Genomic DNA, 25602 nt, shown 5'->3' on the forward strand with positions numbered 1-25602 from the left:
CCGGGCCCAGGCAGTTCACGACGAGGAGCGGCGGCTGCCCCAGGATTCATTCCAGTACGTGGCGTTGTCACTCGTCGTGCGTACGACTGCATCGGGGCTCGGGGGAGCCGGCCAGAACTGCAGCAGGTAGTAGTCCACGACGTCGGGGTCGAACTCGCCTGCGTGGCCGGCGTCGCGACCGCGGGCGTTGGCGCGCAGTCGGTAGCTGCCGGGCGGCAGGGCCAGGGTGCCGCTCTCCGTCCACGTCCACGTGCCCCACGCGACCGTGCCTCCCGGGCCGACGATCATCGAGACCTCGACGGAGTCCTCCCATGCGAGGTCGGTCGGAGGCTCCTCGGGCCACAGCTCGACTCTCATGGCAGAACCGCCCCCATACCGAGCGAGCACTACGACCACGGTTCCCTCGACCGCGGCACCGATCCAGCCGTTCTGCTGCTCGGCGAAGAAGCGGTCGGCATTGCCGTCCCAGACGTCGCCGGAACCGCCCCACTCCAGGGTGAACTGGCCATAGCTGGTGTTGACGACCTGATCGAGCAGAACGGCCGGCATCATGCGTGCACGCGCAGGTAGCGGTGCTCGGGGCGACCGGTCGTGCCGTAACGGAGTCTCACGTCGACAACACCGCGAGTTGCCATCGCCGACAGATGCCGCTGTGCAGTGGCCCGCGAAACGCCTGCGCGGTCCGCGATCTCCGATGCCGACGACTCGGCGTCGCCGAGAGCCTCGAGCAGCACCTGCTCGGTCGCGGAACGAGAGACCGAGGGCGTGTCGCCACCCGCTCGGAGGATCATCAGGGCTCGATCGATGTCTTCTTGGGCGACCGCTCGGTCGTCATCGAGGATGTTGCGAAACCGCAGGTACTGGTCCAGCAGATCGGTGAGCGCGCGCTGCGCAAACGGCTTGATCAGATAGCCGAGCGCGCCAGAGCGCAGTGCCCTGCGCACCGTGCGGGCATCGGTCGCGGCCGAGATCACGAATGCGTCGACGCCGGCATCGCGAACGAAATCGACCCCGTCGCCGTCGGGCAGAAATGCGTCGACAAGCAGCAGATCGGGATGCTCGGCGCGCGCCGCCGCCGCTGCCTCGGCTAATGTGCGCACCGGCTCGAGCACCAGGTATCCGGGCCGTTCGGCGACGATGTCGCGGTGCAGCCCGGCGACGCGGAAGTCGTCTTCGATGATGAGGACACGAACGGGTGTGGTCATGGGGCGTCGTCCTTTGCGGGGGTGGGTGTCCCCAGAGCGGTGGTCTGTGTAGGTGTCGTCTCCAGCACGTCACACAGGCGTGCGCCGAAAACGGCGCCCGAGCCGCTGGGGGCTGCATTCGAGTCGGCGCCGACGGCATCCGGTCTGCCTGATTCGATGAGCCAGACGTCGCCGCCCCGGCGGCGGGCGAGCTCTCGCGACAGCGGGAGGCCGACTCCCAGGCCGTGCACGCGATCAGTGTCGCCGCGAGAGCTGTCGCGGCGGCTAAACAGGTCGACGTCGTCCACGACGCCCGGTCCGGAGTCGGACACGGTCAACACGAGATCGGCTCCGTCGCCGTAACAGCCGATGCTCACGCTGCGGGGCTCGTGCCCGGCAACCGCGGCCCGCACGGCATTGTCGACGAGGTTGCCGAGCACCGCGGCCACATCCTCGACGTCACGAAGCGGCGACAGCAGCAGCGAGTCGGCCGCGACCGACACCCTCACGCCCCGCTCGCCCGCCTCGAGCGCATGCGCCCCGATGAGTGCGTGAAGAAGCGCATCGCCGATCAGGTCGATGTTCTCGACGGGGTAGTCGACCGGACCTCGTTGCAGTTGTTCGCCGAGGAACTCGCGCGCCTCGTGCCCCCGACCCGCGTCGAGAAGCCCGGCCGCGACGTGCAGACGGTTGGCGAACTCGTGCCGCTGCACGCGCAACGCGCTCGTCATCGCCCGCACCGTTTCGAGGCGTTCGCTCAGGGCGACCAGGTCGGTGCGATCGCGCACGATCAACACCGTGCCGAGATCGCGGCCATCCCGACGCACCGCCTGCGCATCGACGTAGAGAACACGATCTCCCGACACGATGCCGTCTCCCGCGGTGCCCTCGCGCACGGCCACGAGGATGGAAGGAGCGACCCCGAGGGCGGCGAGGCTCTTGCCCTCCGGGTCGGCGAGGCCGAGAAGGTCGCGAGCGGTCTCGTTGCACAGGCGCACCATCCCGTCGGCATCGAGTGCGACGACCCCGTCGCCGACTCCGTCGAGCACCGCCGCCTGGTTCTGCACGAGCGCGACGAGCTCTTCGGGCTGCAGACCGAGGGTCAGGCGCTCCCATCGTCGTCGCAGAAGCATGGCGGAGAGCGCGGCCAGAAGTAGCGCAACAGCGGCGGCGGCGGCGATTCCGCCGATCAGTGTCGGGAGGTCGTTGAAGACGCTCGACGGCTCGAATCCGACGCTCACCTCACCGACGGGCGCGGTGCCTTCGCCGTCGGGAGGCAGCACGGGCACCTTCGCTCGGGCGGAGACACCCAGCGTGCCCTGCTGCCAGGTCACCACCTCTTTTCCGGCGAGCACCTCGCGAAAGTCGGTGCTGACGGGCTGGCCGAGAGCGTCGGTGTCGGGGTGGGCGAGGCGGATGCCGTGGTCGTCGGTGATCACGACGAACAACGTTCCTGTGCGTTCGGTCACCGCTCCTGCCAGCCGCTGCAGCTCACCGTCTCTCAGCTCGGCAGCCTGGGGTGTGCCGGGGTCGGCGCTCGCCTCGGCCACGTCGGCGCGCACCTGCGGGTCGACGGCGACCGTGCGTGCGATGTTGAGGGCGGAGTTCTCTGCCTCGGTGCGCAACTGCTGCACGCCGAGGAGCAAGAAGACCGCGGCGCACACCGCGACCACGGCGACAGCCGTCGCCGTCTGCAGCAGAACCACGCGGGTAGCGAACCTCATCATTCCTCCACCGTGAGCATAATGCGCTGAACCCGCGCTTCGCGCAGAAGGTCTGCCAATGAGACATAGCGCGCGCGACGGCCGAGAAGTCCATAGATTCGCGTGATCCGGTTAACGAGGAACGTTTGCCGCAGACAAAGGAGTCGAGATGCCCCCTGTTCTCACCGCCCTCGCGGCCGCTGCCGACGAGGAGGGCTACGACCTGGCCTTCACCCCGTCGGATGGCACGCTGGTCGTGCTCGGGTTCGTGATGGTGCTCGCCTTCATGGCGCTCATCATGACCCGTCGACTCACTCCCATGGTCGCGCTGATCGTCGTGCCCACCATCTTCGGACTCTTCGCGGGCGCGGGCTTCGGGCTCGGCGACATGGTGATCGATGCGATCTCGTCGATGGCCCCGACAGCCGCGCTGCTGATGTTCGCGATCATGTACTTCGGCATCATGATCGACGTCGGCCTGTTCGACCCGCTCATCCGGCTGATCACCCGTCTTCTGGGCGACGACCCGGCGAAGGTGGTGCTGGGAACGGCGCTGCTGGCCGGCGCGGTCTCGCTCGACGGCGATGGATCGACGACCTTCATCATCACAACGTCGGCCATGCTGCCCATCTACCTGCGCCTTGGAATGAGCCCGGTGGTGCTCACCTGCGTGGCGGGTCTGATGAATGGAACTCTCAACATCGTGCCCTGGGGCGGACCGACGGTGCGCGCGGCATCCGCTCTCTCGCTCGAGCCGACCGACATCTTCGTGCCCATGCTGCCGTCTCTGGGGGCGGGGCTCATCATCACCCTCACGTTCGCCTGGTTCCTCGGTCTGGGGGAGCGTCGCCGCCTTGCCGGGTCGATCGACACGTCACGCCTCGACGGCACCCGCGGCGACGGCATCTTCGGCGGTCCCCGCCTGTTCCGCGGTGCCGGGTCGAAGCCGGGCGCCGCTGCAACGCTTCACACCGGCAACATCGTCGCGGTGCGCGGAGCCCGGGGAGGGGTCGCAGCGGCGGCGCTCGTCGAAGATGCAGACACGGCCATGGCCGACACGATGCTCGACCCGAACCGGGCGACACTGCGCCCGAAGCTCATCTGGTTCAACCTCATTCTCACGGTCGCGGTCATGGTGCTGCTCGTGCTCGACCTCTTCCCGCTGGCGTTCGTGTTCATGGTGGGTGCGTCCATCGCGCTGATCGTGAACTTTCCGAAGCTCAAGAGCCAGGCCGACGAGATCGTGGCGCACGCGCCGTCGATCGTCGGCGTGGTCTCGATGGTTCTCGCGGCCGGAGTGCTGGTCGGCGTTCTCAATGGCACCGGAATGGTGACGGCGATGGCCTCGTGGATCACCGAGGTGATCCCGGCGGATATGGGCCCGTTCCTGGCCGTCATCACGGGCGTGCTGTCTATCCCGTTCACGTTCTTCATGTCGAACGACGCGTTCTATTACGGCATCCTGCCCGTACTCGCCGAGAGCGCGTCGCACTTCGGCATCTCCCCGGTCGAGATGGCCCGAGCGTCGATCACCGGCCAGCCCGTGCATCTGCAGAGCCCGCTCGTGCCGGCCATCCTGCTGCTCGTCTCGCTCGCCAACGTGAACCTCGGCGATCACCACAAGAAGGTGCTGTGGCGGGCCGTGATCGTCTCGCTGGCGATGCTCGCAGTCGGAGTGCTGGTGGGCTCGATCCCGCTGCGAGCCTGACCCTCGCGCATCCGACGAAAGTCGAGCGCCGGTCGTCGGATGCGCGCTGCTCTGCAGGAAAAACGGCTGTTGCGGGCGGGTTTCGCACTCGACGGCCCGGCTCCTCCTGAAAACGGGCGCCGGATGCCGACGGCTGGCCAACTAGGCCGGCGCCGGCCCCTGGCGTACCACGTTCGCGGCAGCATCCACGATGTCGTCGATGTGCGCGTCGACGTCGATGTCAGCGCCGGATTCGTCGGCCTCGAGGGGCTCGAACGCGGCGAGTTGCGAGTCGAGCAGCGAGGCCGGCATAAAGTGATCGGCGCGGGCGTTCATGCGCGCCGCGATCAGCTCGCGGGAGCCCGAGAGGGTGACGAAGACCGTCGACGGCTCGACCGCTCGGATCGTGTTGCGGTATGTGCGGCGCAGCGCCGAGCACGCCAGAACGAGACCGCGGTCTGCGTGCTCGGCGAGCACCTCGCCGATGCGCACCAGCCAGGGCTCCCGATCGATGTCGTCGAGCGGCAGTCCCGCCGCCATCTTCGCCACGTTCGCCTCGGGGTGCAGCGAGTCGGCGTCGATGAACGGAACCTCGAGGCGCTGAGCCAGCAGCGCTCCGACGGTCGATTTGCCCGACCCTGAGACGCCGCCCACGATCACGAGCTCGCGGCCGGCGTTGCCGTTGCTGCCGCTCTCGCCGATCGTCGCCATCAGAGCTGGCCCTGGTAGCTGCTTCCCGCGGGAATCGGCGACAGCAGGGTGATCTCGGGAGCCGACTCGAGCAGGCCGACAAGCGTCGCGTTCATGCGCGCCACGATGTCGCCTGCTCCGTGAGCCTCGAGATCCTCGGATGAGCTCCACTTCTCGAGCATGATGATCGTTCCGTCGGGAGCATCGTGAATCGCGTAGAGCTCGCATCCGGTCTCGGTGTGCACTTCGGCGATGCCGACCGAGAGGGCCTTCACGAGTTCGTCGCGCGCTCCCTCGACCGGGCGAAAAGTGACGGTGACGACGACTGCTTCAGACATGGGGCTCCATTGGCTCGAGGGCGGTGCTACAAGTTTGCCCTGCTCGCGGGTCAAAAATAGATCGGTTGCTAAAAACCGAGCGATCGTTAGGATTTGAGCCATGACCCTCAGCGTTGATGTCTCTTCCACCGGACCCGTCCGCGCCCGCACCATCGTCACGGCCGACCCGGAGCTCGACGACCTCAACTCGATGATCCGCTTTCTGCTCTACGCAAATGAGCTCGATGTCGAAGGCCTCATCTACGCCAGCAGCCGCTTCCACTGGTCGGGCGACGGAAAGACCCCCTTTTTTCTTCCCGGCCGGGAGTACACCGAGCCGCAGCTGTCGTGGCGCTGGGCGCAGGGCGAGCGGTTCATCGACGACGCAATCGACGCCTATGAGCAGGTGCATCCGAACCTCCTCGTGCACGACTCGCGCTACCCGAGCGCCGACGCGCTGCGTGCGGTCGTGCGCGTGGGCAACGTCGAGTTCGAGGGCGATGTCGCTGAAGAGACTCCGGGCTCGCAACTCATAGCCGAGACTCTGCTCGACGACGATCCGCGACCCGTGCACCTGCAGGTGTGGGCCGGCACCAGCACCATCGCGCGGGCTCTGATGTCGATCGAAGAGCGCTTCGCCGGCTCGCCCGAGTGGCCCGCCGTGCACGCCGCCGTCTCGCGCAAGGCCGTGATCACCAAGTTCGCGTCGCAAGACGGAACGTACGACAGCTATATCCGCCCGGTCTGGCCCGATATTCGTGTCACCGACGTGGCCACGATGACGTGGGGCTACCTCGCTCGCGTGGTCATTCAGCAACCCGAGCTGCAGTATCTCGGGGCCGAATGGATGCGCGAGAGCGTCACATCCGTCGGCCCGCTCGGCGCGCTCTATCGCACCTGGGGCGACGGGCGACAGATGGTTCCGGGGGACTTCACCGACTACTTCCACCTGAGCGGGCAGACTGCCGACGAGCTCCGAGAACTCGGCTACGCCGTGTGGGTAGAGCCGCAACGGCTCGGCGAGTGGATCTCCGAGGGCGACACGACCACCATGCTCAACCTGCTGGTTCCGGGGCTGCGCGGCCACGAGCATCCGGGGCACGGCGGATGGGGCGGCCGTGCGCGGCGCGTCGGCGATGGCCCCGACACCTGGGAGACGCGCGGCGCCGTCGATGCGCGCGCCGACGGTCTGGCGCCGGATGTCGCGGCGCCGGATGTCGCGGCGCCGGATGAGGCAGCGCCCAACGAAGCAGCATCCGACGAGAGCTCGGTGACGAGGTGGTTCGCCGACGCGCAGAACGACTTCGCGGCGCGACTGCAGTGGAGCGTGCGGTCTCGCTTCGACGAGGCGAACCATGCCCCCGTGGTGATGGTCGATCGGGTCGACCTCGAGATGCGCGCCGGTGAGCGGGTGATGCTGTCGGCGGCGGTCTCCGATCCCGATGGCGACAGCGTGTCCGGTCGGTGGTGGCAGTATCGCGAGGCGGGCAGCTACGCCGGCCAGGTGGTGCTCACCCCCGTGGACGGGGCGACGGATACGCAGATCTCGGTCGAGGTCGAGGTTCCCGGTGACGCGGTCGCCGAGCAGACGATCCACCTCATCGCAGAGGCGGTCGACGACGGGGTGCCTGCCTTGAAGGGGTACCAGCGAGTCATCCTGACCGTCGTCTAGCCGGGGGCCGCGCTTCAATTCAGGAGGAACCGGCCTAAAGCGACGTTTTCGCACGTGGCGATGCGGTTCATCCTGCATGGCAGCGCACCGCCGACGAGACCTTGTCAACGGCTGAGGCGACGCGGTGCGGTCGGCCTAGTCTGAGCCGGTGACCTCCTCTGCCCGCACCCGCTGGATCTTCGCGGGACAGCTCGGCCCCCTCTTCGACGATGGCGGCCCCATGATGATCGTCGAGGCACGCTCCGTGTTCGGGCGGCGTCCCATGCACCGGGCGAAGGCGCATCTGCTGCTCTCTGCGATGCGGCACCGTGCCACAGAGCTCGGAGACCGGGTCGAGTACCACCGGGTCGAGCGCTACTCCGACGTCGTCGGCGGTGGCGGCAGAGGCAGCGCCGATAGGCGCGATGACCTCGAGGTGATCGACCCCACCTCGTGGGCCGCGCGACGCTTCGTGCGCGAGCGGGGCATCCACGTTCTGCCGAGCCGCGGGTTCGTGACCAGCGAGAAGGACTTCACCGTCTGGGCCGACTCCCGCCAGGGCAAGCGTCTGCTGCTCGAGGACTTCTATCGCGGCGTGCGCGAGCGAACGGGCGTCTTGATGCGCGGAGATCAGCCCGAGGGCGGCAGATTCAACTTCGACCATGACAACCGCAATCCGCCGCCGAAGAACGCCGCTGGTCTCGGCCTCCCCGATCCGTGGTGGCCCGTCGAAGACGAGATCGACGAAGAGGTGCGACATGACCTCGACCGTTGGCAGAGCGAGGGCGTCGTGCAGCTCGTCGGCGACGACGGTCCGCGTCGCTTCGCGGCCACAGCGGCCGAGGCAGAGCGGGCGCTCGCCGACTTCGTCGAGGTGCGCCTGAACGACTTCGGCCCCTTCGAAGACGCGATGCTCTCGGGCGACTGGACGATGTCGCACTCCCTGCTCAGCGCCCCCATGAATCTCGGACTGCTCGACCCGCTGCACGCCATCGAGACTGTCGAGGCCGAGCACGCCGCCGGCCGCGCCCCGCTGTCGAGCGTCGAGGGCTTCGTGCGCCAGATCATGGGATGGCGCGACTACGTCTGGCACCTCTATTGGTATCTCGGCGAGGGGTACCGCACCGGCAACAATGCTCTGGATGCGCGCAGGCCGCTTCCCGAGAAATTCCGGCTTCTCGACGCGGCGGCCATCCGCTCGAACTGTCTGCGGGAGACGATCGACGGGATGCGCAGGCACGGCTGGGCCCATCACATCCAGCGTCTGATGGTGCTCGGAAACTGGGCGTTGCAGCACGGCTACGACCCGGTCGAGCTGAACGACTGGTTCGTCGACATGTTCGTCGACGGCACACCGTGGGTGATGCCGGCGAACGTGATCGGAATGTCGCAGCACGCCGACGGAGGGCTCGTGGCGACGAAGCCGTATGTGTCGGGCGGGGCGTACATCGATCGCATGTCGGACTTCTGTGGCGGGTGCGAGTTCAATCCGAAGGTGCGCTTGGGTGAGAATGCCTGCCCTTTCACCGCCGGATACTGGGCGTTTCTCGACCGGGTCGAGCCGCGCATCCGGCACAACCACCGCATGGCGCAGCCGCTCAGTGGGCTGCGTCGGCTGGCCGACCGGGAGGCTGTGGTCGATCAGGAGCGGCACCGCGACTCGTGGTGAAAGAGCGTGCGGGTGCGATTCTTCGATACGGTCGAGGCATGACGTGGCGACGCAGGGGGAGCGCGTTCGCCGCCGCTGTTGTCGCATCGGTCGTGGTCTCGTCGGGTCTCTTCGCGTGTTCTCTGCTGCCCGGAGCACCCGACTCCGTGTCGGCGGCCGCCGCCACCGCGAAGGAGTCTCTCTCGGGAGCTCCGGGCGTCGAGTCGGTCTCTGCCGAGGTGACGCTGCGCGACTACCGAGGCGAGGGATCGGTCTCCGATCCCGAGGCCTGGGTGGTGCGCCTCACGGTGAATGCCGCAGCCGGAGGCCGCGACCTCGAGCGCGCCGCAGATGAGGTCGTCGAGGCGCTCGTCGAGGCTCGGCCGGAGGCGCACATCTACGCCGTGATCGTTGCGCCTCGTCTCGCGGGTGATGCGGATGCCGAGATTCTCTTCGACGAGAACGTGGGCGCCGGCGGGGTCGCCGCCGAACGGGTGACGGCGGCGCGAGCGCTGGCGGGCGTAGCTGGCGTGAGCCGGGTGACCGTCGGGCGAGATGACGAGCCTCCGAGGGTGGAGGCGACCGGGATCGACGAGTGGCCCACGGTGGCGGCGGGGATTCGCGCCAGCCCCGGTTTCGGCGTCGGCGCCGTGCAGAATCCGTCTCTCATCGCCCCGCTCGACTCGGGAGACCCATTGTCGGGCGACGGTTCGGAGGGGCTGCATCTCGAGCTCGGCGCCGTATCTCCCTCGGCGTCGATGATCGACGAAGTCATCCGGCTCTCCGAGGATCGTTCGGTGCGGTCGATCTGGTTCTCGTCGGGGGAGGGCCTCCTCCCGGCCGGCGGTGTCGCCGCCGAGCGGTCGTCGCTGGCCGTCGATGTCGACACGAGCGCCGACGCTGAACGGGTAGCGAATCGCCTCGCCGGGCTCGATGACCAGCGGTACTGGACACAGGGCTCCGGCCGTCCTTCGTTCCAGATCTCTTCGCCCATCGGCAACAGCGCAGACAGCTCCGCCATCGTCGGCTACGTCGGGTTGCCCCTCGGGTCGGCGGAGCCCGACGACCTGCCGGCCGCGCCAGGCGTTCGGTAGTGTGCCAGTCATGAGCTTCACGACGACATCACCCCGCATGTCTTTCGGCACCGCCATCGCCACGGGGTTTCGCAAGTACGCCGACTTCAACGGTCGCGCCGGGGTCGCCGAGTTCTGGTGGTTCATCCTCTTCGTTGTATTGGTGAACTCCGGCACCCGGATCTTCGACATGATGCTGCCGGGTTTGCCCCAGTCGTTCGGTGGGGTGGGCCTGGTTCCCTACGGCACGGCCGAGGGGCCCATCTCGGCCCTGTGGACACTCGGAACGGTCGTTCCCGTGCTGGCCATCGCGGTGCGTCGGCTGCGCGACGGCGGCAACGCGTGGACCCAACTCTTCTGGCTGCTCGTGCCGCTCTTCGGGCCGATCTGGACGGCCATTCGGCTGTGCGACCCGCCGACGCTGCCGGCCACGGTCGACGGCGAGCCGGTTCAGGCCCCGCCGGTGCCGGGTGCGCCGGTTCAGGATGCGCCCGTGCGAGACGCGCCCAGCGACTGACGCAGCGGCCGAGGCTCGACCTGAGCCACAAAACGCCCCTGATGGGGAACTGTTACAGGTCGTCACGACTTCGGTAGCCTCGACCGACGCTCACGGATCGGCATCGCATCGACGCGGATGAGAGGAGCGCATCAAGGGGACTTCTGTGGCGCACTCGCGTATTCGATCGTTCGTTTTCGGGCTGGCGCTCGCGGCGACCGTCTTCACGACGGTGTCGTGCGCATCCGGATCACCTGCCGGAGGTGTGGCTCAGGCGACCGACGTTGCCGAGAAGACGAGCGCGACGCCGACGCCGACGCCGAAGCCGGTGATCGTCGTGAAGAACGTCGATGTGGCGGAGCCCATCCCGTTCGGTGCCGTCTCTGTCGATGATGGCGCCCTCGATGTGGGGCAGACCGCGATCTCCACGAATGGGGCGAACGGCACGAAGGTCACGACCTGGGCCGTGACGACCGTCGATGGTGTCGAGACCGGGCGCACTGTCGTATCGAGCGTGACGAGTGTCGCCCCGGTCGATCAGGTGACGTCGGTGGGCACGAGGGTGCCGCCGCCTCCGCCGGCACCCGAGCCCGAAGCCGCTCCTGCCCCCGGGCCCGACAACGGAGGGTGCGACCCGAACTACTCGGGCCCGTGCGTTCCGATCGCGTCAGACGTGGACTGCGCGGGCGGGTCGGGCAACGGGCCCGCGTACGTCTCGGGGCCGGTGTACGTGGTCGGCTCCGACATCTACGATCTCGACCGAGACGGCGACGGGATCGCCTGCGACAAGTAGTGCGTGCCGGCTAGCGCCAGAAGCCTCGGTGGGGCTCGGCGGCCTGCTCCTCGAGGGCGGGGCCGGCGACCACGACGGTGCGCTGGCCGCGGGTCAGTACTTCTCGGCTCGGCAGATCGAGGGTCGGGTTCTGCGGGTCGTTGCCGGTGAGCGGAATGAGCGCCTGTTCGGGAAGCGCGTAGACCATGCGTCCGATCCCTGCCCAGTAGATGGCGCCGGAGCACATGGCGCAGGGCTCGCAGCTCGTATAGAGCGTGAAGCCGCGCAATTGCTCGAGGGAGTACTTCTTCGTGGCGAGGCGCACGAGGTTGGTCTCGGCGTGGCCCGTGACGTCGGAGTGGGTGACCACGGTGTTCTCCGCCTCGAGCACCTGGGTGCCGGTCTCGTCGGTGAGCACCGCTCCGAAGGGGTGGTTGCCGTGCTGCTTCGCCTCGATCGACACGAAGATCGCGCGGCGCAGGTGCGAGAGGTCTGACTCGGAGACGGTCGTCGAGAAGGTCGGCATGAGATCAATGTATGGGATGCGATCTCGATACGCCCGGCTCGCTGGGCGAGCCGGGCTACTCGATCAGCGCACCCCCGCGCTGGGCGAGGAACGAACCGACTCTCGAGACCCGCTACTGCGCCACGTCGATGAGCACCTTGCCGACGACTCCCGACTCGACCGCGTCGTGCGCTGCCGCCGTCTCGGAGAGCGTGAACCGCGTGATCGGCAGCCCCGTCTCGTCGCCGGCGCCCAGAACGCCCGCGGCCAGCGCCTCGGAGACCGAGGCGATCGCATCCTGTTTCTCGTCGTCTGTCACCGTGTAGGTGAGCAGAAAGCGCAGCCGCACGTTGCGGCCCATCGCCGCACCGATCGGCAGCGATGCTCGGTCGTCGCCGTCGGACGCGTAGCTCACGATCGTTCCGCCACGGGTGATGATCTTCTCGTCGAGTTCGATGTTCGCCTGCAGATTGACCTCGACGATCGTGTCGACGCCCTTGGGAGCGAGCTTCTTGATGCCGGCGGCCACATCGTCGGTCTTGTAGTCGATGATGTGTTCGGCGCCGGCGCGGCGTGCGAGCTCGGCCTTCTCGTCGGAGGAGACGGTGGTGATGACGGTGGCGCCAGCCCAGGCGGCGAGTTGGATGGCCGCGTGCCCAACGGCTCCCGCGCCTCCCGACACGAGGATGACGCGGCCCTCGAGCGAGCCAGGCGTAAGGCGCCCTGGCAGGTTCTCGTTGGCGGCGAGGGCCAGCGCCGCGGTCAGGGCCGGGATGCCGAGGCTCGCGCCGTCGTCGAAGGTCGCCCTCTCGGGCAGCGCGACGGCGTGAGAGGCGGGCAGCGTGACGAACTCCTGGGCGGTGCCGATGTTCGTGCCGAAGGCCACGTCCCACAGCCAGACGCGGTCGCCCACCGCGAACTGCGTCACGCCCTCGCCGACCGCATCGATGACGCCAGCGCCGTCTTGGTTCGGAACCTTCGGCTCGTCGAACTCGCCGCTTCCGGCTCCGGCGCCCGCGCGGGACTTCCAGTCGGTGGGGTTCACACCGGAGACGACGACCTGAACGCGCACCTCGCCCTTCTGCGGCTCGACCTTCTCGCGCTCGGTGAGAGCGAGAACGCTCGAATCTCCGGTGTGGGCGTAGGTGATTGCGCGCATGGTGTGCCTCTTCTCTGTCGTGTCGCCACAACGCAGGAGAAGCAGAGGTGGCATGTACGAAAACCGCTCATCTGCGACGTTATTCCTGAAAACGGGCGAGCAGTAGCCCTTTACGGGGTGGGCGTCAGGGTCCAGCTGCCGTTCGTCGATACCGCGACGATGCCCGGCACATCCGCGTCGAGCGTCTCGACCAGCGCGTCGTCGTTGCCGAAGATCTTGGTGTGGCCCGAGAGCGGAAAGACGCGCAGGAACAGCGAGTCCGCGCCATCGAGAGGCGTGTAGTCGACGGCGATGTGGCTCGCCGAGTCAGAGAAGTTCAGCACGCGCGGTCCCGAGCCCGACTGGGTGCCGCTCACGGTGGGGTAGTCGCCCGAGGTGGTGATCTTCAGATTCCACGACCCGGTCGCCTTGACCGTGATGCCCTGCGAGGGCGAGTCGTCGTCGAGCACCGCGTTCAGGTACGAGGCTGTCAATGGCGCCTGAGATGTGCCGAGCGGATTCTTGCGGGTCGGGGCGCTCACGACGACCTCGCCCGTGCACGCCGAGCAGTCGAGATCGACGACCACCATGAGGGCGGGGTCGAGTTCGAAGTTCACGATCGCCGATCCCGAGCCGGAGAGGCTGGCGGGCGCGCCGTCGGCGACGGTTCCGGCCGAGAGCGTCGCGTCGAAGTCGGAGGGGTCGAAGGTGGGCGCGGGCGTCGAGCCGGCAGGGGGCGGCGAAACGGGAGGGGGAGTCGGGGAGGGCCTGTTGCCGGTGCGCTTGGGCGCGGGTGTGATCTCCGGTGAGGGGCGGCCTCCGTCGCGCATGCCGATGGCCACGTCGCGAACGGTGTTCACGCATCCGGTCAACGACAGAAGCGAGACGAGCACCACGGCCGCAAGGGTGGTCGCGGTTCGACGGTTTCGGATGCGCGAGGGCTGGGTCACGGTTCGAGTCTCGCACGGCGGCCGACGGTGACGCAGGCCCTCGACTCGGCAGCGCCGTGTATCGAGACCCGTCAGCGGCGGGCTATCGTCGATCCCCTGATGACCAGTCGGCCCGGGAGGTGCTCGACGCCGGGAGCCACCGCCGTGCCGTCGATGGCGTCGAAGATGCGGGTCGCGGCCATGCGCCCGAGCTGCTGCAGATTGGCGTCGATGCTCGTGAGCTCGGGCCGCGAGTTCGTCGCCAGGATCTCCCAGTTGTCGAAGCTCACCACGGCAACGTCGTGCGGAACCTCTCGTCCGAGATCACGCATCGTGTCGAGCACGCCCCGCGCGATCTGGTCGGAGCCGGCGACGACACCGTCTATGTCGGGAAACTGCCGGAAGAGCATCGCCGACGCGTCGCGACCCCAGTGCTCCGACCATTCCGAGAACATGGGGCGCCCCACGAGCTCGAGGCCGGCGTCGCCCAGCGCATCCATGACCCCGTCGGCGCGGTCCTGGGCGGCGGCATAGACGGCCTCGCCCGTGATCATCGCGATCTTCGAACGACCGCACGCGACGAGATGCTCGACCGCGAGGCGGCCGCCCGCCCTGTTGTCCGGAGTGATCGACACGTCGGTGGGGTCTTCGCTCGGGGCATAGGCGTAGACCACGGGAACGGGGATGTTGTGCCCGAGCGACGGGCGCGGGTCTGTCGAGCGACCCACCACGATGATGCCGTCGACTCGTCGCGTGAGCAGCGCATTGAGGTGATGCTGCTCGCGAATCGCGTCGCCGCGGGCGTCGCAGAGGAAGACATTGACCTGGCCTGCGCCGAAGGCGTCTTCGGCACCCATGAGAATGGGGATCACGAAGCGACCCTCGAGGTCGCTCGTGAGCAGGCCGACCGTTCCCGTTCGACCGTTGATCAGGCTGCGCGCCAATTCATTCGGCGTGAACGAGATCTTCTTCGCCGCTTCGAGCACGCGTTGGCGCGTCGCTGCCGCAACCTCGCCGCGACCGTTGATGGCCTTCGATGCGGTCGCAAGAGACACGCCGGCAATCTTCGCCACATCGCTGAGCGTGGCAGCGCGGCCCCCCGCTGTGCCCGTTCTGTTGTCTGACATGCGCACCTCTTTCGTGAAGAAAAGGCTACAGGAGAACGCACTTGACGTCGCCACAGACCACGCGATAGCCTGCCGAAAGGCGTTTCGAAGCTTTCGGCTTCTACCCCGATCTGAAGGACCTCGTATGGTCCGCTCAACGACGAGTCATAAGGAGAATCACAGATGATCACCACAGCAGGTAATCGCTTGCGTCGGGCGGGGGGCGTGCTGCTCGCCGGCGCACTCATCGCGGGCCTCGCCGCGTGCTCCGGTGGCGGAACCGCCGCCAATCCCGCTGCCAGCGCCGGTCCTGAAGGAACCGACGACGGAAGCGAACTCACCCTCTGGACCCGCGCGCCGCTCGAGAAGCAGGCCAATCTGCTGGTCGACGCGTACAACGCGAGCCACAAGAACCAGGTCAAGCTCACCGTCGTTCCGAACGACGACTATGTGGCGAAAGTCGGCGCAGCAGCCGGTTCCGGCAGCCTCCCCGACCTCTTCGCCGCCGACATCGTCTACGTGCCGAACTGGGTCGAGCAGGGCCTGTTCCAGGACATCAGCTCGAACATCGACGGCCTCGACTTCAAGGACAGCATCAACAAGGGCCACCTCGCAGCCGGAACCGTCGACGGCAAAGAGCACGTGCTGCCCTTCGTGCTCGACCTGTCGATGATGTTCTGGAACAAGGAGCTCTACAAGGAGGCGGGCCTCGACCCCGAGAAGGGGCCGACGACCCTCAAGGAGTTCGCCGACCAGGCCAAGGCCGTGCAGGCTCTGAACAAGCCCGACACCTATGGAACCGCCACCGGCCTCAACTGCGGCGGCTGCCTCGTCTTCACCTGGTTCCCCAGCGTGTGGGCATCCGGCGACGACGTGATGAACGCCGACGGCACCGAATCGCTGCTCGCCGATAAGAACGCGAAAGACGTCTTCGCCACCTGGGCCGACCTGTGGGGTTCGGGAGCCGTGCTTCCCTCCTCGAAAGACGAGGCCGGCCCCACCTGGACCGCCGGATTCACCGAGGGCAAGGTCGGCGTGATGCCGTACCCGGCCACGCTGCTCTCCTCCACCCCGTTCGACGTCGGCGTGGCCGGCATCCCGGGCCCGGATGGCGGAGCCTCGACGTTCGTCGGTGGAGACGGCATCGGCATCTCGAAGGACTCGAAGAAGTCGCCCCAGGCGTGGAACTTCCTCAACTGGCTGATGTCGAAAGACGCGCAGGTAGAGGTGCTCGCGAAGGACAGCGACGTCGTGTCGCGCAGCGATCTGTCGAGCAACCAGTACTCCGACAAGGACCCACGCCTGGTCACGATCAATGAGGTCGCGGCCAAGGGTGACACCCCCGTGTCGAAGAACTTCCAGGAGGCGTTCAACTCTCCGACCGGCCCGTGGCTCCAGCTCGTGCGCAACGAGGTGCTCGACGGCAGCGACTCGGTCGACGCCGACAACAAGGCGATCACCGACGTGCTGTCGCAGTAGAGCCCGGCACCAGTAGTCGCATCACCCCGGGGCGGGCGCCGAGAGGAGCCCGCCCCCCATCTCGAACGTGTCATTCCAGCGAAAGGCTCCTTCATGAGCACCACCGTCACCCCGGCATCGCCGCCGGTCGCGACGACCCGCACCGGTCGTGCGCCAGGCCGTCGTCGCATGCGACGCTCGGGCAACGCCGTCACCGGCTGGCTGTTCGCGCTTCCGACGGCGCTCTTCGTCGTGCTCCTCTTTCTCGTGCCTCTCGTGCTGGTCTTTCAGATGGCCGGTTCGAACTGGCCGCTGCTCGGGGGCAATCAGGGCATCAACTTTCCCGAGAACTTTCCGAAGGCCCTCGACAACCGCTTCTTCATGGATTCGGTGGTCTTCACTCTGAAGTACACCGTGCTGGCCACCGTGCTGCTCATCGGCCTCGGCCTCGGCCTGGCGCTGCTGGTGCAGGAGTCCAGCCGGTGGAAGGGCTTTCTGCGCACCGCCTTCCTGGTTCCCTCGGCTCTCGGGCTGGCCTCGGCATCCCTTCTCTTCTACGTTCTCTACTCGCCCATCGCCGGCCCGTTCGCCGCGCTCACCAAGCAGTGGGGCTTCACCTTCCTGGGCACCCCGGATGCCGCGCTCTGGTCGACCCTGTTCTTGATCGTCTGGCGATTCGCCGGCTTCTACATGCTGTTGATGCTGGTGGGGCTGCAAGGCATTCCCGAGGATGTCTACGAGGCCGCTCGTATCGACGGCGGATCGCGCTGGCAGATCTTCCGCGACATCACGATTCCCCTGCTCAAGCCCACCCTCGCCCTCACGACGGTGATGTGCGTCACCGGATCGCTGCTCGCGTTCGAGCAGTTCTACATCCTCACCAAGGGAGGCCCCGACAACAGCACCATCACCGTCGTGCAACTGATCTACAACGTGGCCTTCCAGGGGCCGAACAACCTCGGTGTCGCCGGGGCGCTCTCGGTCATCGTGCTGGCCGCCCTCGTCATCATCAACATCGTGCAGATCCGCGCGTTCAGCAAGAAAGCCGAGGACTGATTCGTGACCGCTCTCATCGAACCGCCCACCACCGTCGCGGCGGGCCGCCCGACCGAGCCGCCCCGCGGGGGCCGCAAGGCCCCGCGCACGACGAGCCTCGGGGGACTCGCCATCCAGATGCCGTTCTGGGTGCTGACCGCCGCGCTGGCCGTGATCTTTCTCTACCCGCTGGTGTGGACCGCGATCTCATCGGTCGCACCGCTCGCGGGCACGAACCAGACCGACGGCTGGGGGCTCGGCAACTACATCACGCTCGCGAACTATCAAGACGGCATTCTGCAGTACATCGGCAACTCGGTGTTCGTGTCGCTGCTGACCGTCGTGCTCACGCTCGTGATCTCGCTGCTCGGGGGATATGCGTTCGCGAGATTCAACTTCCGCGGCAAGAACGCGCTGTTCCTCGCGACGATCGCGATCCTCATGGTGCCCTATGCCACGCTGCTCATCCCTCTCTACGTCCTGCTCAATATGGTGGGGCTGTCGAACTCCCTCGTGGGCGTGGCACTGGTGCTCACGATGTTCCAGCTGCCGTTCTCGACCTTCATGATGCGCATCGCCTTCGAATCGATCCCGAGAGAACTCGATGAAGCGGCGATGGTCGATGGCTGCAACTCCTGGACCGTTCTGTGGAAGGTGCTCGTTCCGGCCGTGAAGCCCGGACTCATCACGGTAGGGCTGTTCGCCTTTCTCGCGGCGTGGAACGACTTCATGGCGCCGCTCATCCTGATCAACGACTCGACCAAGATGACCCTGCCGCTCGCCGTCTCCAATCTGCGCGGGCAGGTTCAGGGCGTCGTCGACTATGGCGCGACCGAGGCCGGCGTCGTCGTTCTGGCCCTCCCGTGCATCCTGCTCTTTCTCATACTTCAACGTCACTACGTGCGCGGCTTTATGTCCGGCGCCTTCAAGGGGTAATCATGACTCTCACCACTCGAACCATCGCAGCTCCGGTGGTTCCCACCTCCGGCGCGCTCCGCCCCCTCGGTATCGACGAGGTGCAGATCACCGGCGGCTTCTGGCACGACCGCCAACAGGTCAACGGCGAGGCCACTCTGGCGCACATCGAGCACTGGCTCGAGAAGGAGGGCTGGCTCGCCAACTTCGACCGAGTCGCCGCGGGCAGCACCGACACCGAAGGGCGTCGGGGTCGCGAGTTCTCCGACTCCGAGATCTACAAGTACCTCGAGGCCGTCGCGTGGGAGATCGGGCGCGTCGGCGACTCCGTCCGAAGCGCCGAACTCGAGACGCGCTTCCGGGCCGTCGTCGATCGGGTCGCCGCAGCGCAGGATGCCGACGGCTACCTGAATACCCGCTTCGGTCACGCGGGCCAGCAACCGAGATGGTCGGAGCTCGAGTGGGGTCATGAGCTCTATTGCCTCGGGCACCTGTTCCAGGCGGCTGTCGCCCGGGAGCGCACCGCGCCGGGCGCCGATGATGGGCTTCTGGGAATCGCCCGACGCGCCGCCGACCTGATCGTCGATGCGTTCGGGGCCGACGGCATCCAGTCGTTCTGCGGCCACCCCGAGGTCGAAGTGGGTCTCGCCGAACTCGGCCGGGTCACGGGAGACCGGTCGTACCTCGAGCTGTCGGCGCTCTTCGTCGAGCGACGCGGACACCAGACCTTGAAGGACATCGAGTTCGGGCGAGCCTATTTTCAGGACGATATTCCCGTGCGCGACGCGACCGTCTTGCGGGGGCACGCGGTGCGGGCGAACTACCTGGCGGCCGGTGCTGTCGACATCGCGGTAGAGAACTCGGATGCGGGGCTCGTCGATGCGCTGAAAAAGCAGTGGCAGCGCACGGTCGATCGGCGTACCTACGTCACCGGAGGGCAGGGGTCGCACCATCAAGACGAGGCGTTCGGCGAAGACTGGGAGCTTCCGAGCGACCGTGCCTATTCCGAGACCTGCGCAGGCATCGCGTCGATCATGTTCAGCTGGCGACTGCTGCTCGAGGGCAATGACGCTCGCTACGCCGATCTGATCGAGCGCACGCTGTTCAACGTGGTCGCGACCTCTCCGTCGGCCGCGGGTACCGCCTTCTTCTATGCCAACACGCTGCACCAGCGCACTCCGGGTGAGGCCGGTTCGCCCGATGAGATCTCTCCGCGAGCGTTGTCGTCGGTTCGGGCGCCCTGGTTCGAGGTGTCGTGCTGCCCGCCGAACGTGGCGCGCACCTTTGCGAGCCTCGCCGCCTACGTCGCCACCGTCGACGGGAGCGGGCTGCAGCTGCACCAGTTCGCGCCGGCCACGATCAACACGGTTCTCGGTGACGGCCGCCGTGTCGCCGTCGAGGTCGAGACCGACTATCCGCGCTCTGGACGAGTGGTCGTGCGCGTCGTCGAGGCGCCGGCCGATGAGATGTCCCTGTCGCTCCGGGTGCCCTCGTGGGCGGCAGGTGCGACGCTGCTCGTCGGAGGATCGTCGCGCGAGGTCGCGCCGGGCTATGCCACGGAGACGCGGGTGTTCTCTGCCGGAGACGTGATCGAGCTGAACCTGCCCATGCGAGCGCGCTTCACTCGCCCCGACTCCCGCATCGACGCGATCCGCGGTTCGGTCGCGGTCGAGCGTGGACCCGAGGTCTTCGCGCTCGAGTCGTCTGGCATGGAAGGGCTCGGCAGCAACGAGGAGGAGTTCAGCCGCATCGAGATCGACGACAGGGTGCAGCCCGCCGAGACGGGCCGGGTGGGCGAGGCGGATGCCGGTGCTCGCCTCACCGTCTCGCTGCGGGTGGTTCCGGAGTCGACGGAGGGCTGGCCCTACGCCCCGGAGCTCCGCGCGGCCGAGGATGCGTCCGAGGATGCGGACGAGGACGCTGCGACGTTCACGGCAGAGCTCCTGCCGTACCACTCGTGGGGAAACCGCGGCACCTCGACCATGCGCATCTGGCTCCCGACGGTAGGTGCCTAGTTCTGCGGGAAGCCGAGGTTGATTCCGCCGTGCGACGGGTCGAGCCAGCGGCTGGTCACCGCCTTCTCGCGGGTGAAGAAGTCGAAGCCGTGCACTCCGTAGGCCTTGTTCGAACCGAAGATCGAGTCCTTGAAGCCTCCGAACGAGTAGTACGCCACGGGAACGGGGATGGGCACATTGATGCCGATCATGCCCACCTCGATCTCGTTCTGGAACCGGCGGGCGGCCCCTCCGTCGTTCGTGAAGATCGCGGTTCCGTTGCCGAACGCGCCGTCGTTGATCAGCGCGACGCCCTCTTCATACGAGCCCACCCGCACGACTGACAGCACCGGTCCGAAGATCTCCTCGGTGTAGGCGCGACTTGTCACGGGCACGTTGTCGAGGAGCGTCGGGCCGAGCCAGAACCCCTCGGCCGCCCCGTCGACCTCGATGCCGCGGCCGTCGACCACGACCGTCGCTCCGTCGGTCGCGGCGATGTCGATGTAGCCGGCGACCTTGTCGCGGTGCGCCTCGGTGACGAGCGGACCCATGTCGCAGTTGCGACGGCCGTCTCCGGTCTTCAGGCCCTTCATTCGCTGCGTGATCTTCTCGATCAGTTCATCGGCCACGGGCTCGACGGCCACCACGACGGAGATCGCCATGCAGCGCTCTCCGGCCGATCCGAAGCCCGCGTTGATCGCGGCGTCCGCTGTGAGGTCGAGATCGGCGTCGGGCAGAACCAGCATGTGGTTCTTCGCGCCGCCGAGAGCCTGAACGCGCTTTCCGTTCTTCGCCGCCGTCTCGTAGATGTATTGGGCGATCGGTGTCGATCCGACGAACGAGATGCTTTTCACATCGCGGTGCTCGAGCAGCCCGTCGACCGCGACCTTGTCTCCGTGCAGCACATTGAGCACGCCGTCGGGGAGGCCGGCCTCGCTGAAGAGAGCCGCGAGCCAGTTGGCCGCCGAGGGGTCTTTCTCGCTGGGCTTCAGCACCACGGTGTTGCCCGCGGCGATCGCGATGGGAAAGAACCACATCGGCACCATCGCCGGAAAGTTGAACGGGCTGATCACTCCGACGACGCCGAGCGGCTGTCGCAGCGAGTACACGTCGACACCCGTGGAGACGTTCTCGGAATACTCGCCCTTGATCAGGTGAGGGAATCCTGTGGCGAGCTCGACGACCTCGAGGCCACGAGTGATCTCGCCCATCGCGTCGGAGAGCACCTTGCCGTGCTCGGAGGTGAGGATCTCGGCCAGCTCGGCCTTGCGCGACGCCAACAACTCGCGGAAGGAGAACAGCACCTGCTGCCGCTTCGTGATCGACGTGTCGCGCCAGCCGGGGAACGCGGCCTTGGCGCTCGCGACGGCCGCATCGATCTCTGCCTGGTCGGCGAGGGCGACCTGCTTGGTGACGACGCCCTGCGCGGGGTCGTAGACGGGAGCGGTTCGGCCAGACGACGACGGATACTCTGCGCCGTCGACCCAGTGGTTCAGAATGGGCTGCATCTCAGTGGTGTCTGTCATCGAACTGCTCCTCACGGTCATGGAGGGGCCACGGCCAAGGCCGCCCCTGCAGTCACGCTACCGCTCAACCCGATGCGAGCGCACTGGGGTTTAGGGGAAGAGTCTCGATGTACGAGTCGGCGACCGCGGCGAGCTTTTCGCGCGAGGTTCCCAGCCGACTCATCTGAATGAGGCCCTGCGAGACCAGGATGATCTGCGCCGCGAGCATATCGATGTCGACGGCATCGATCTCGTTCGAGGAGATGGCGGCCTGGATGCGTTCGGCGACTCGCTGCTCCATGGTGTCGGTGGTCGTGCGGCACAGCGCCATCACGCGGTCGTCTCTGCCGCCGAACTCGGCGATGCTGTTGAGCATCAAGCACCCGCGGCGGTCTACCTGGCCCGCGCAATCGGCCACGATCACATCGAAGAACTCTCGGATCGACTCTTCGGCCGTTCGTCCGACCGACATGGCCGATGCCACGGTGTCGATACGTGTTCGGCAGTACGACTCGAGAATCGTGAAGAAGAGGTCGAATTTGCTGCCGTATGCGGCGTAGATACTGCCGTTGCCGACCTTGGTCGCGGCAGAAATGTCGCCGACGGAGGTATTGGCGAAACCATTGCTCCAGAACAGCTCGCGTGAGGCAGAGCGAAGCACCTCATCGTCGAACTCACGGGTACGAGCCATTCTGGTAGTTTACCGATCCGCGGTCGCTTTCGATCCCGTCAGGCAGGGCGCAGTAACGAGGTGTAATGTCTGCGACTGCTGCGTGCCTAAAATGAGGGGCATGTGGTCACACGCCGATTCAGAGAGCGCTGGACCGGTGGCGAGCCCGGGCCGAGCTGGTTCTCCGGCATCCGGCGACCGTATCTGCGCATCATGCGCCACACGATCGACCGACGCCGCGAACTTCTGCTCGCAGTGCGGAGCCGCGCTGCCGAGCGACCCGCAGTCTCCGCGGGCTGAACGGCGTTACACCAGCATTCTGTTCGCCGATCTCGTGGGCTTCACCGAGCTCGCCGAGCGCACCGATGCCGAAGACATGCGTGAGCTTCAGTCGGAGTACTTCGCCCTCTGCCGCCGCACCATCGAATCGCTCGGCGGCGTGGTCGAGAAGTTCATCGGCGATGCCGTGATGGCGGTCTGGGGTGCCACTCGCACCCGCGAAGACGACGCCGAGCGCGCCGTTCGTGCGGCTCTCGAGCTGACCCGGGCCGTCGGCGACTACGGGCGGGCATCCGGTCTCGGGTCGCTGGCCGTGCGCATCGGCATCGTGACCGATGAGGTCGCGGTGGTGCTCGGAGCGGCGGGCGAGGGCATGGTCACCGGTACCGCCGTGAACCTGGCCGCGCGTCTGCAGGCGGCCGCAGCCCCGGCAACCGTGCTCACCGACTCGCATACGCGCGCCCTCACCGTCGACCGCATCGACTTCGGGCGCGAGAAGCTCGTCGCCGTCAAAGGGATCGCCGAGGAGGTGCCCGCCTACCAGGCGCTCCGCGTCATCTCCGAGACCGGGTCGGGCGCGGCACCCGCCGCCGAGATCCTCACCACCCTGGTCGGGCGCGATGCAGAGCGCGACGTGCTCATCGCATCGTTCGACCGGGTCGTTGCCACGGGTCGACCGCATGTCGCCGTGGTCTCGGCCGATGCCGGGGTGGGAAAGAGTCGTCTGGTACTCGAGCTGCGCGATCACCTCGACTACGTGCCGATGGCCATCATGTGGCACTCGGCGCGCTGCCTCTCGTATGGCGACGGCGTCGCCTACTCGGCGCTGTCATCGGCGGTACGTTCGCGCATCGGAGCGGTCGAGGGTGAGAGCCAGGCTGTGGCCGTCGGTCGACTGCGCACCAAACTCGTGAGCTGGGCGTCGGCGGGAGAGGCCGATTCGGCTGACCTCGATTGGATGAGCGAGCGCCTCGCCCCGCTGCTGGGCGCCGGCGCGAGTGGCGCCCCGCTGCTCAATTCAGGCTCCGCCGGGTATGGGCGCGACGAGTTCTTCGCCGCATGGTCGCTCTGGTTCGAGCGGATGTCCGCCGGCGAGAACGCCCCCGTCGTCTGGGTGATCGAAGACGCCCAATGGGCCGACGACGGTCTGCTCGACTTCGTGCAGCATCTGCAGCGCACGACGCCCGCCCCTGTTCTGATCGTGATCGTCACGCGCCCGGAGCTGCTCGATCGCCGTGCCGACGTCGAGGCGGGCGAGAACACCACCGTGCTCGACCTCGGCCCGCTCGATGACGACTCGATCGTGGCACTCATCGCGGGCCTCGCGCCCGAGCTGCCCCGCGACATCCTGCGTCTTCTTTCGGCTCGAGTCGGCGGGGTGCCCCTCTACGCACGCGAACTCCTGCGCAGCCTCGTCGATGACGGCCTGCTGCAGAACACCGATGGCGGCCTGCGCCTGGCGCCCGGGGTGAAGGCCGATGCGCTCGCGGTCGCCGAGCCTCCCGCCAGCCTGCGCGTGCTCATCGCGTCGCGTCTCGACTCCCTCGATGCCGGCCCGCGGCTCGTGGCTCAGCTCGCCTCCGTGCTCGGATTCTCGTTCTCGATGCCCGCCTTGGCGGCCGTGTCGAGGCGGTCGGCGCGGGAGCTCGTGAGTGACGTCTCGACGCTCGAGACCCGCGGCATCGTGATCTCGATCACCGACCCGCTCTCGTCGGAGCGCGGTCACTATGTATTCAGCCACCCGCTCATTCGCCAGGTCGCCTACGAGATGCAGTCGCGCAAGTCGCGCAGCGAACGGCACCTGGCCACGGTCGACTTCCTCGAGTCCTCGCTCGACGAGGGCTCACGATCGGCCGCCGTCATCGCCCAGCACCTCGTCGACGCACTGCACCTGCAGACGGCACCGTCGGCATCCACCGAATCTGCGGCGAGACGTGCCGTGCACTGGCTGCTCGTCGCCGCCGATTCGGCTCGCCGCCTCGGGGCTGCGGCCGCGGCTCGCCGCCTCTACGAGCAGGCGATCGACGTGTGGCCGCTCGCGAATCCGGCCGGCCGCGACGCCGACGGTCGAACGGTGCACGACCTCGAGCAATTGGCGCGCGAGGTGGTCTCGACCCCGCTCGCCAGCTGACGAGCAGCGCTACGATCCGACGTAGTTCCTCAGCGCAGCCACATCGGTGAGGGTCACGCGCCGGCCGTCGACGGTGATGCGTCCGTCGCGGGTGAGGGTGCGCAGTGCGGTGTTGAGCGACTGCCGAGCGACCCCGAGCTGTGCGGCAATACCGGCCTGGCTCATCGGCAACTCGACGACGACCTGATTCGCGTCGTGTCGCCACTCGGGAATGTAGGTCAGTAGCAGCTTCGCCAGTCGCCGTGGCAGGTCGAGGAAGATGAGGTCGCTCTGGGTTCCCGTGAGTCTGCGCACGATCGACGCGAGCTCTTCGACCACCGACATCAGTGCCTCGGGCGAACTCGTCAACAGGCTCCGGATGCGGTCGGCCGGCACCGCGATGACCTCGGCTTCGTCGATCGACTCGGCCGTCGCCGAGCGCGCGAGGCCATCCATCACCGAGAGGTCTCCGATCGTTCCGCCGCTCTCGACGACGGAGAGGCCGAGTTCCGCGCCCTCGGGCGAGCGCCGCGCGATGCGGATGCGGCCCGAGCGCACGATGTAGAAGTGCGCGCTGCCCGTGCCCTCTTCGAAGAGCAGCTCACCGCGGCTGAGCGCCACCACGAAGCTGTGCGCGGCGAGCTCGTCGAGTTGCTCGTCGCTGAACGGCGCCATCAGGGAAGCGCCGCGCAGATCGTAGATCGTTACTGCGGAGGCCATTGAGGCAGGGTACCAGC

At 67.4% G+C, this 25602-nt stretch carries 23 protein-coding genes; 11 read left to right on the forward strand and 12 right to left on the reverse strand.

What is annotated here, in order from left to right; genetic code table 11:
- Nucleotides 1-15: 15 nt before the first annotated feature.
- From B9Y86_RS06080 to B9Y86_RS06090, 3 genes are read right to left on the reverse strand one after another with little or no spacing between them, the layout of a single operon-like run.
- Nucleotides 16-552, reverse strand: a complete 537-nt coding sequence (locus B9Y86_RS06080; RefSeq protein ID WP_085484082.1) for a hypothetical protein — start codon at nt 550-552, stop codon at nt 16-18.
- The gene (locus B9Y86_RS06085) at nt 549-1205 is read right to left on the reverse strand and encodes a response regulator (protein WP_085484084.1); all 657 of its coding nucleotides are present in this window, start codon (nt 1203-1205) and stop codon (nt 549-551) included. Before B9Y86_RS06085 ends, B9Y86_RS06080 begins: the two co-directional genes overlap by 4 nt.
- The gene (locus B9Y86_RS06090; RefSeq protein WP_085485249.1) at nt 1202-2908 is read right to left on the reverse strand and encodes a sensor histidine kinase; all 1707 of its coding nucleotides are present in this window, start codon (nt 2906-2908) and stop codon (nt 1202-1204) included. Before B9Y86_RS06090 ends, B9Y86_RS06085 begins: the two co-directional genes overlap by 4 nt.
- A gap of 148 nt (nt 2909-3056) precedes the next feature.
- Here B9Y86_RS06090 and B9Y86_RS06095 point away from each other — a divergent pair, with 148 nt between their 5' ends.
- Nucleotides 3057-4595: a CitMHS family transporter gene (locus B9Y86_RS06095; protein WP_085484086.1), complete on the forward strand. Its 1539-nt coding sequence runs from the start codon at nt 3057-3059 to the stop codon at nt 4593-4595.
- 141 nt (nt 4596-4736) lie between these two features.
- On the opposite strand, the gene B9Y86_RS06100 is transcribed toward B9Y86_RS06095, so the two are convergent.
- Nucleotides 4737-5285, reverse strand: coding sequence for a gluconokinase (locus B9Y86_RS06100; RefSeq protein WP_085484088.1), 549 nt, complete (start codon nt 5283-5285; stop codon nt 4737-4739).
- Complete coding sequence (locus tag B9Y86_RS06105) at nt 5285-5602, reverse strand: putative quinol monooxygenase (RefSeq protein ID WP_085484090.1); 318 nt, start codon at nt 5600-5602, stop codon at nt 5285-5287. Before B9Y86_RS06105 ends, B9Y86_RS06100 begins: the two co-directional genes overlap by 1 nt.
- Nucleotides 5603-5702: 100 nt before the next feature.
- Between B9Y86_RS06105 and B9Y86_RS06110 the strand changes: the two genes are divergently transcribed.
- The 5 genes from B9Y86_RS06110 to B9Y86_RS06125 all read left to right on the forward strand — a co-directional run bounded on the left by B9Y86_RS06110 (nt 5703) and on the right by B9Y86_RS06125 (nt 11242).
- Complete coding sequence (locus tag B9Y86_RS06110; RefSeq protein WP_085484092.1) at nt 5703-7253, forward strand: DUF1593 domain-containing protein; 1551 nt, start codon at nt 5703-5705, stop codon at nt 7251-7253.
- A 148-nt stretch (nt 7254-7401) separates the two neighbouring features.
- Nucleotides 7402-8901 carry a cryptochrome/photolyase family protein gene (locus B9Y86_RS06115; protein ID WP_244894657.1) on the forward strand — a complete coding sequence of 500 codons (1500 nt, stop codon included), beginning with the start codon at nt 7402-7404 and terminating at the stop codon, nt 8899-8901.
- A gap of 38 nt (nt 8902-8939) precedes the next feature.
- Entirely contained in the window at nt 8940-9974 is a 1035-nt protein-coding gene (locus B9Y86_RS17495) for a hypothetical protein (protein WP_176223277.1), read from the forward strand.
- A gap of 10 nt (nt 9975-9984) precedes the next feature.
- Nucleotides 9985-10470 carry a DUF805 domain-containing protein gene (locus B9Y86_RS06120; protein WP_176223278.1) on the forward strand — a complete coding sequence of 162 codons (486 nt, stop codon included), beginning with the start codon at nt 9985-9987 and terminating at the stop codon, nt 10468-10470.
- A 145-nt stretch (nt 10471-10615) separates the two neighbouring features.
- Nucleotides 10616-11242, forward strand: coding sequence for a G5 domain-containing protein (locus B9Y86_RS06125; RefSeq protein ID WP_244894658.1), 627 nt, complete (start codon nt 10616-10618; stop codon nt 11240-11242).
- Between the two features lie 10 nt (nt 11243-11252).
- Here the strand turns inward: B9Y86_RS06125 and B9Y86_RS06130 are convergent, their stop codons facing one another.
- From B9Y86_RS06130 to B9Y86_RS06145, 4 genes are all read right to left on the reverse strand, one after another.
- Complete coding sequence (locus B9Y86_RS06130) at nt 11253-11747, reverse strand: nucleoside deaminase (protein WP_085484098.1); 495 nt, start codon at nt 11745-11747, stop codon at nt 11253-11255.
- A 112-nt stretch (nt 11748-11859) separates the two neighbouring features.
- Entirely contained in the window at nt 11860-12885 is a 1026-nt protein-coding gene (locus tag B9Y86_RS06135) for an NADPH:quinone reductase (RefSeq protein WP_085484100.1), read from the reverse strand.
- 110 nt (nt 12886-12995) lie between these two features.
- Nucleotides 12996-13814: a hypothetical protein gene (locus tag B9Y86_RS06140; RefSeq protein WP_085484102.1), complete on the reverse strand. Its 819-nt coding sequence runs from the start codon at nt 13812-13814 to the stop codon at nt 12996-12998.
- Between the two features lie 71 nt (nt 13815-13885).
- Nucleotides 13886-14920, reverse strand: coding sequence for a LacI family DNA-binding transcriptional regulator (locus tag B9Y86_RS06145; protein WP_085484104.1), 1035 nt, complete (start codon nt 14918-14920; stop codon nt 13886-13888).
- Between the two features lie 162 nt (nt 14921-15082).
- Between B9Y86_RS06145 and B9Y86_RS06150 the strand changes: the two genes are divergently transcribed.
- From B9Y86_RS06150 to B9Y86_RS06165, 4 genes are all read left to right on the forward strand, one after another.
- Complete coding sequence (locus B9Y86_RS06150; RefSeq protein WP_085484106.1) at nt 15083-16378, forward strand: ABC transporter substrate-binding protein; 1296 nt, start codon at nt 15083-15085, stop codon at nt 16376-16378.
- A 93-nt stretch (nt 16379-16471) separates the two neighbouring features.
- Nucleotides 16472-17413, forward strand: coding sequence for a carbohydrate ABC transporter permease (locus tag B9Y86_RS06155; RefSeq protein ID WP_085484108.1), 942 nt, complete (start codon nt 16472-16474; stop codon nt 17411-17413).
- Nucleotides 17414-17416: 3 nt separating this feature from the next.
- Nucleotides 17417-18328, forward strand: coding sequence for a carbohydrate ABC transporter permease (locus B9Y86_RS06160; RefSeq protein WP_342351714.1), 912 nt, complete (start codon nt 17417-17419; stop codon nt 18326-18328).
- 2 nt (nt 18329-18330) lie between these two features.
- Nucleotides 18331-20322 carry a glycoside hydrolase family 127 protein gene (locus tag B9Y86_RS06165; RefSeq protein ID WP_085484110.1) on the forward strand — a complete coding sequence of 664 codons (1992 nt, stop codon included), beginning with the start codon at nt 18331-18333 and terminating at the stop codon, nt 20320-20322.
- Here B9Y86_RS06165 and B9Y86_RS06170 read toward each other — a convergent pair.
- Together B9Y86_RS06170 and B9Y86_RS06175 are read right to left on the reverse strand one after the other, a co-directional pair.
- A complete protein-coding gene (locus B9Y86_RS06170) occupies nt 20319-21827 on the reverse strand; it encodes a CoA-acylating methylmalonate-semialdehyde dehydrogenase (protein WP_085484112.1) in 1509 nt (502 codons plus the stop codon). The genes B9Y86_RS06165 and B9Y86_RS06170 overlap by 4 nt on opposite strands.
- A gap of 64 nt (nt 21828-21891) precedes the next feature.
- Nucleotides 21892-22497 carry a TetR/AcrR family transcriptional regulator gene (locus B9Y86_RS06175; protein ID WP_085485253.1) on the reverse strand — a complete coding sequence of 202 codons (606 nt, stop codon included), beginning with the start codon at nt 22495-22497 and terminating at the stop codon, nt 21892-21894.
- A 100-nt stretch (nt 22498-22597) separates the two neighbouring features.
- Between B9Y86_RS06175 and B9Y86_RS06180 the strand changes: the two genes are divergently transcribed.
- On the forward strand, nt 22598-24886 hold the full coding sequence (locus tag B9Y86_RS06180; protein ID WP_176223279.1) for an ATP-binding protein: 2289 nt from the start codon (nt 22598-22600) through the stop codon (nt 24884-24886).
- 9 nt (nt 24887-24895) lie between these two features.
- On the opposite strand, the gene B9Y86_RS06185 is transcribed toward B9Y86_RS06180, so the two are convergent.
- Nucleotides 24896-25585: a Crp/Fnr family transcriptional regulator gene (locus tag B9Y86_RS06185; protein ID WP_085484117.1), complete on the reverse strand. Its 690-nt coding sequence runs from the start codon at nt 25583-25585 to the stop codon at nt 24896-24898.
- Nucleotides 25586-25602: the final 17 nt, after the last annotated feature.

Origin of the sequence: Agreia pratensis (assembly GCF_900177685.1) — a bacterium.
Classification (GTDB): Bacteria; Actinomycetota; Actinomycetes; order Actinomycetales; family Microbacteriaceae; genus Agreia; species Agreia pratensis.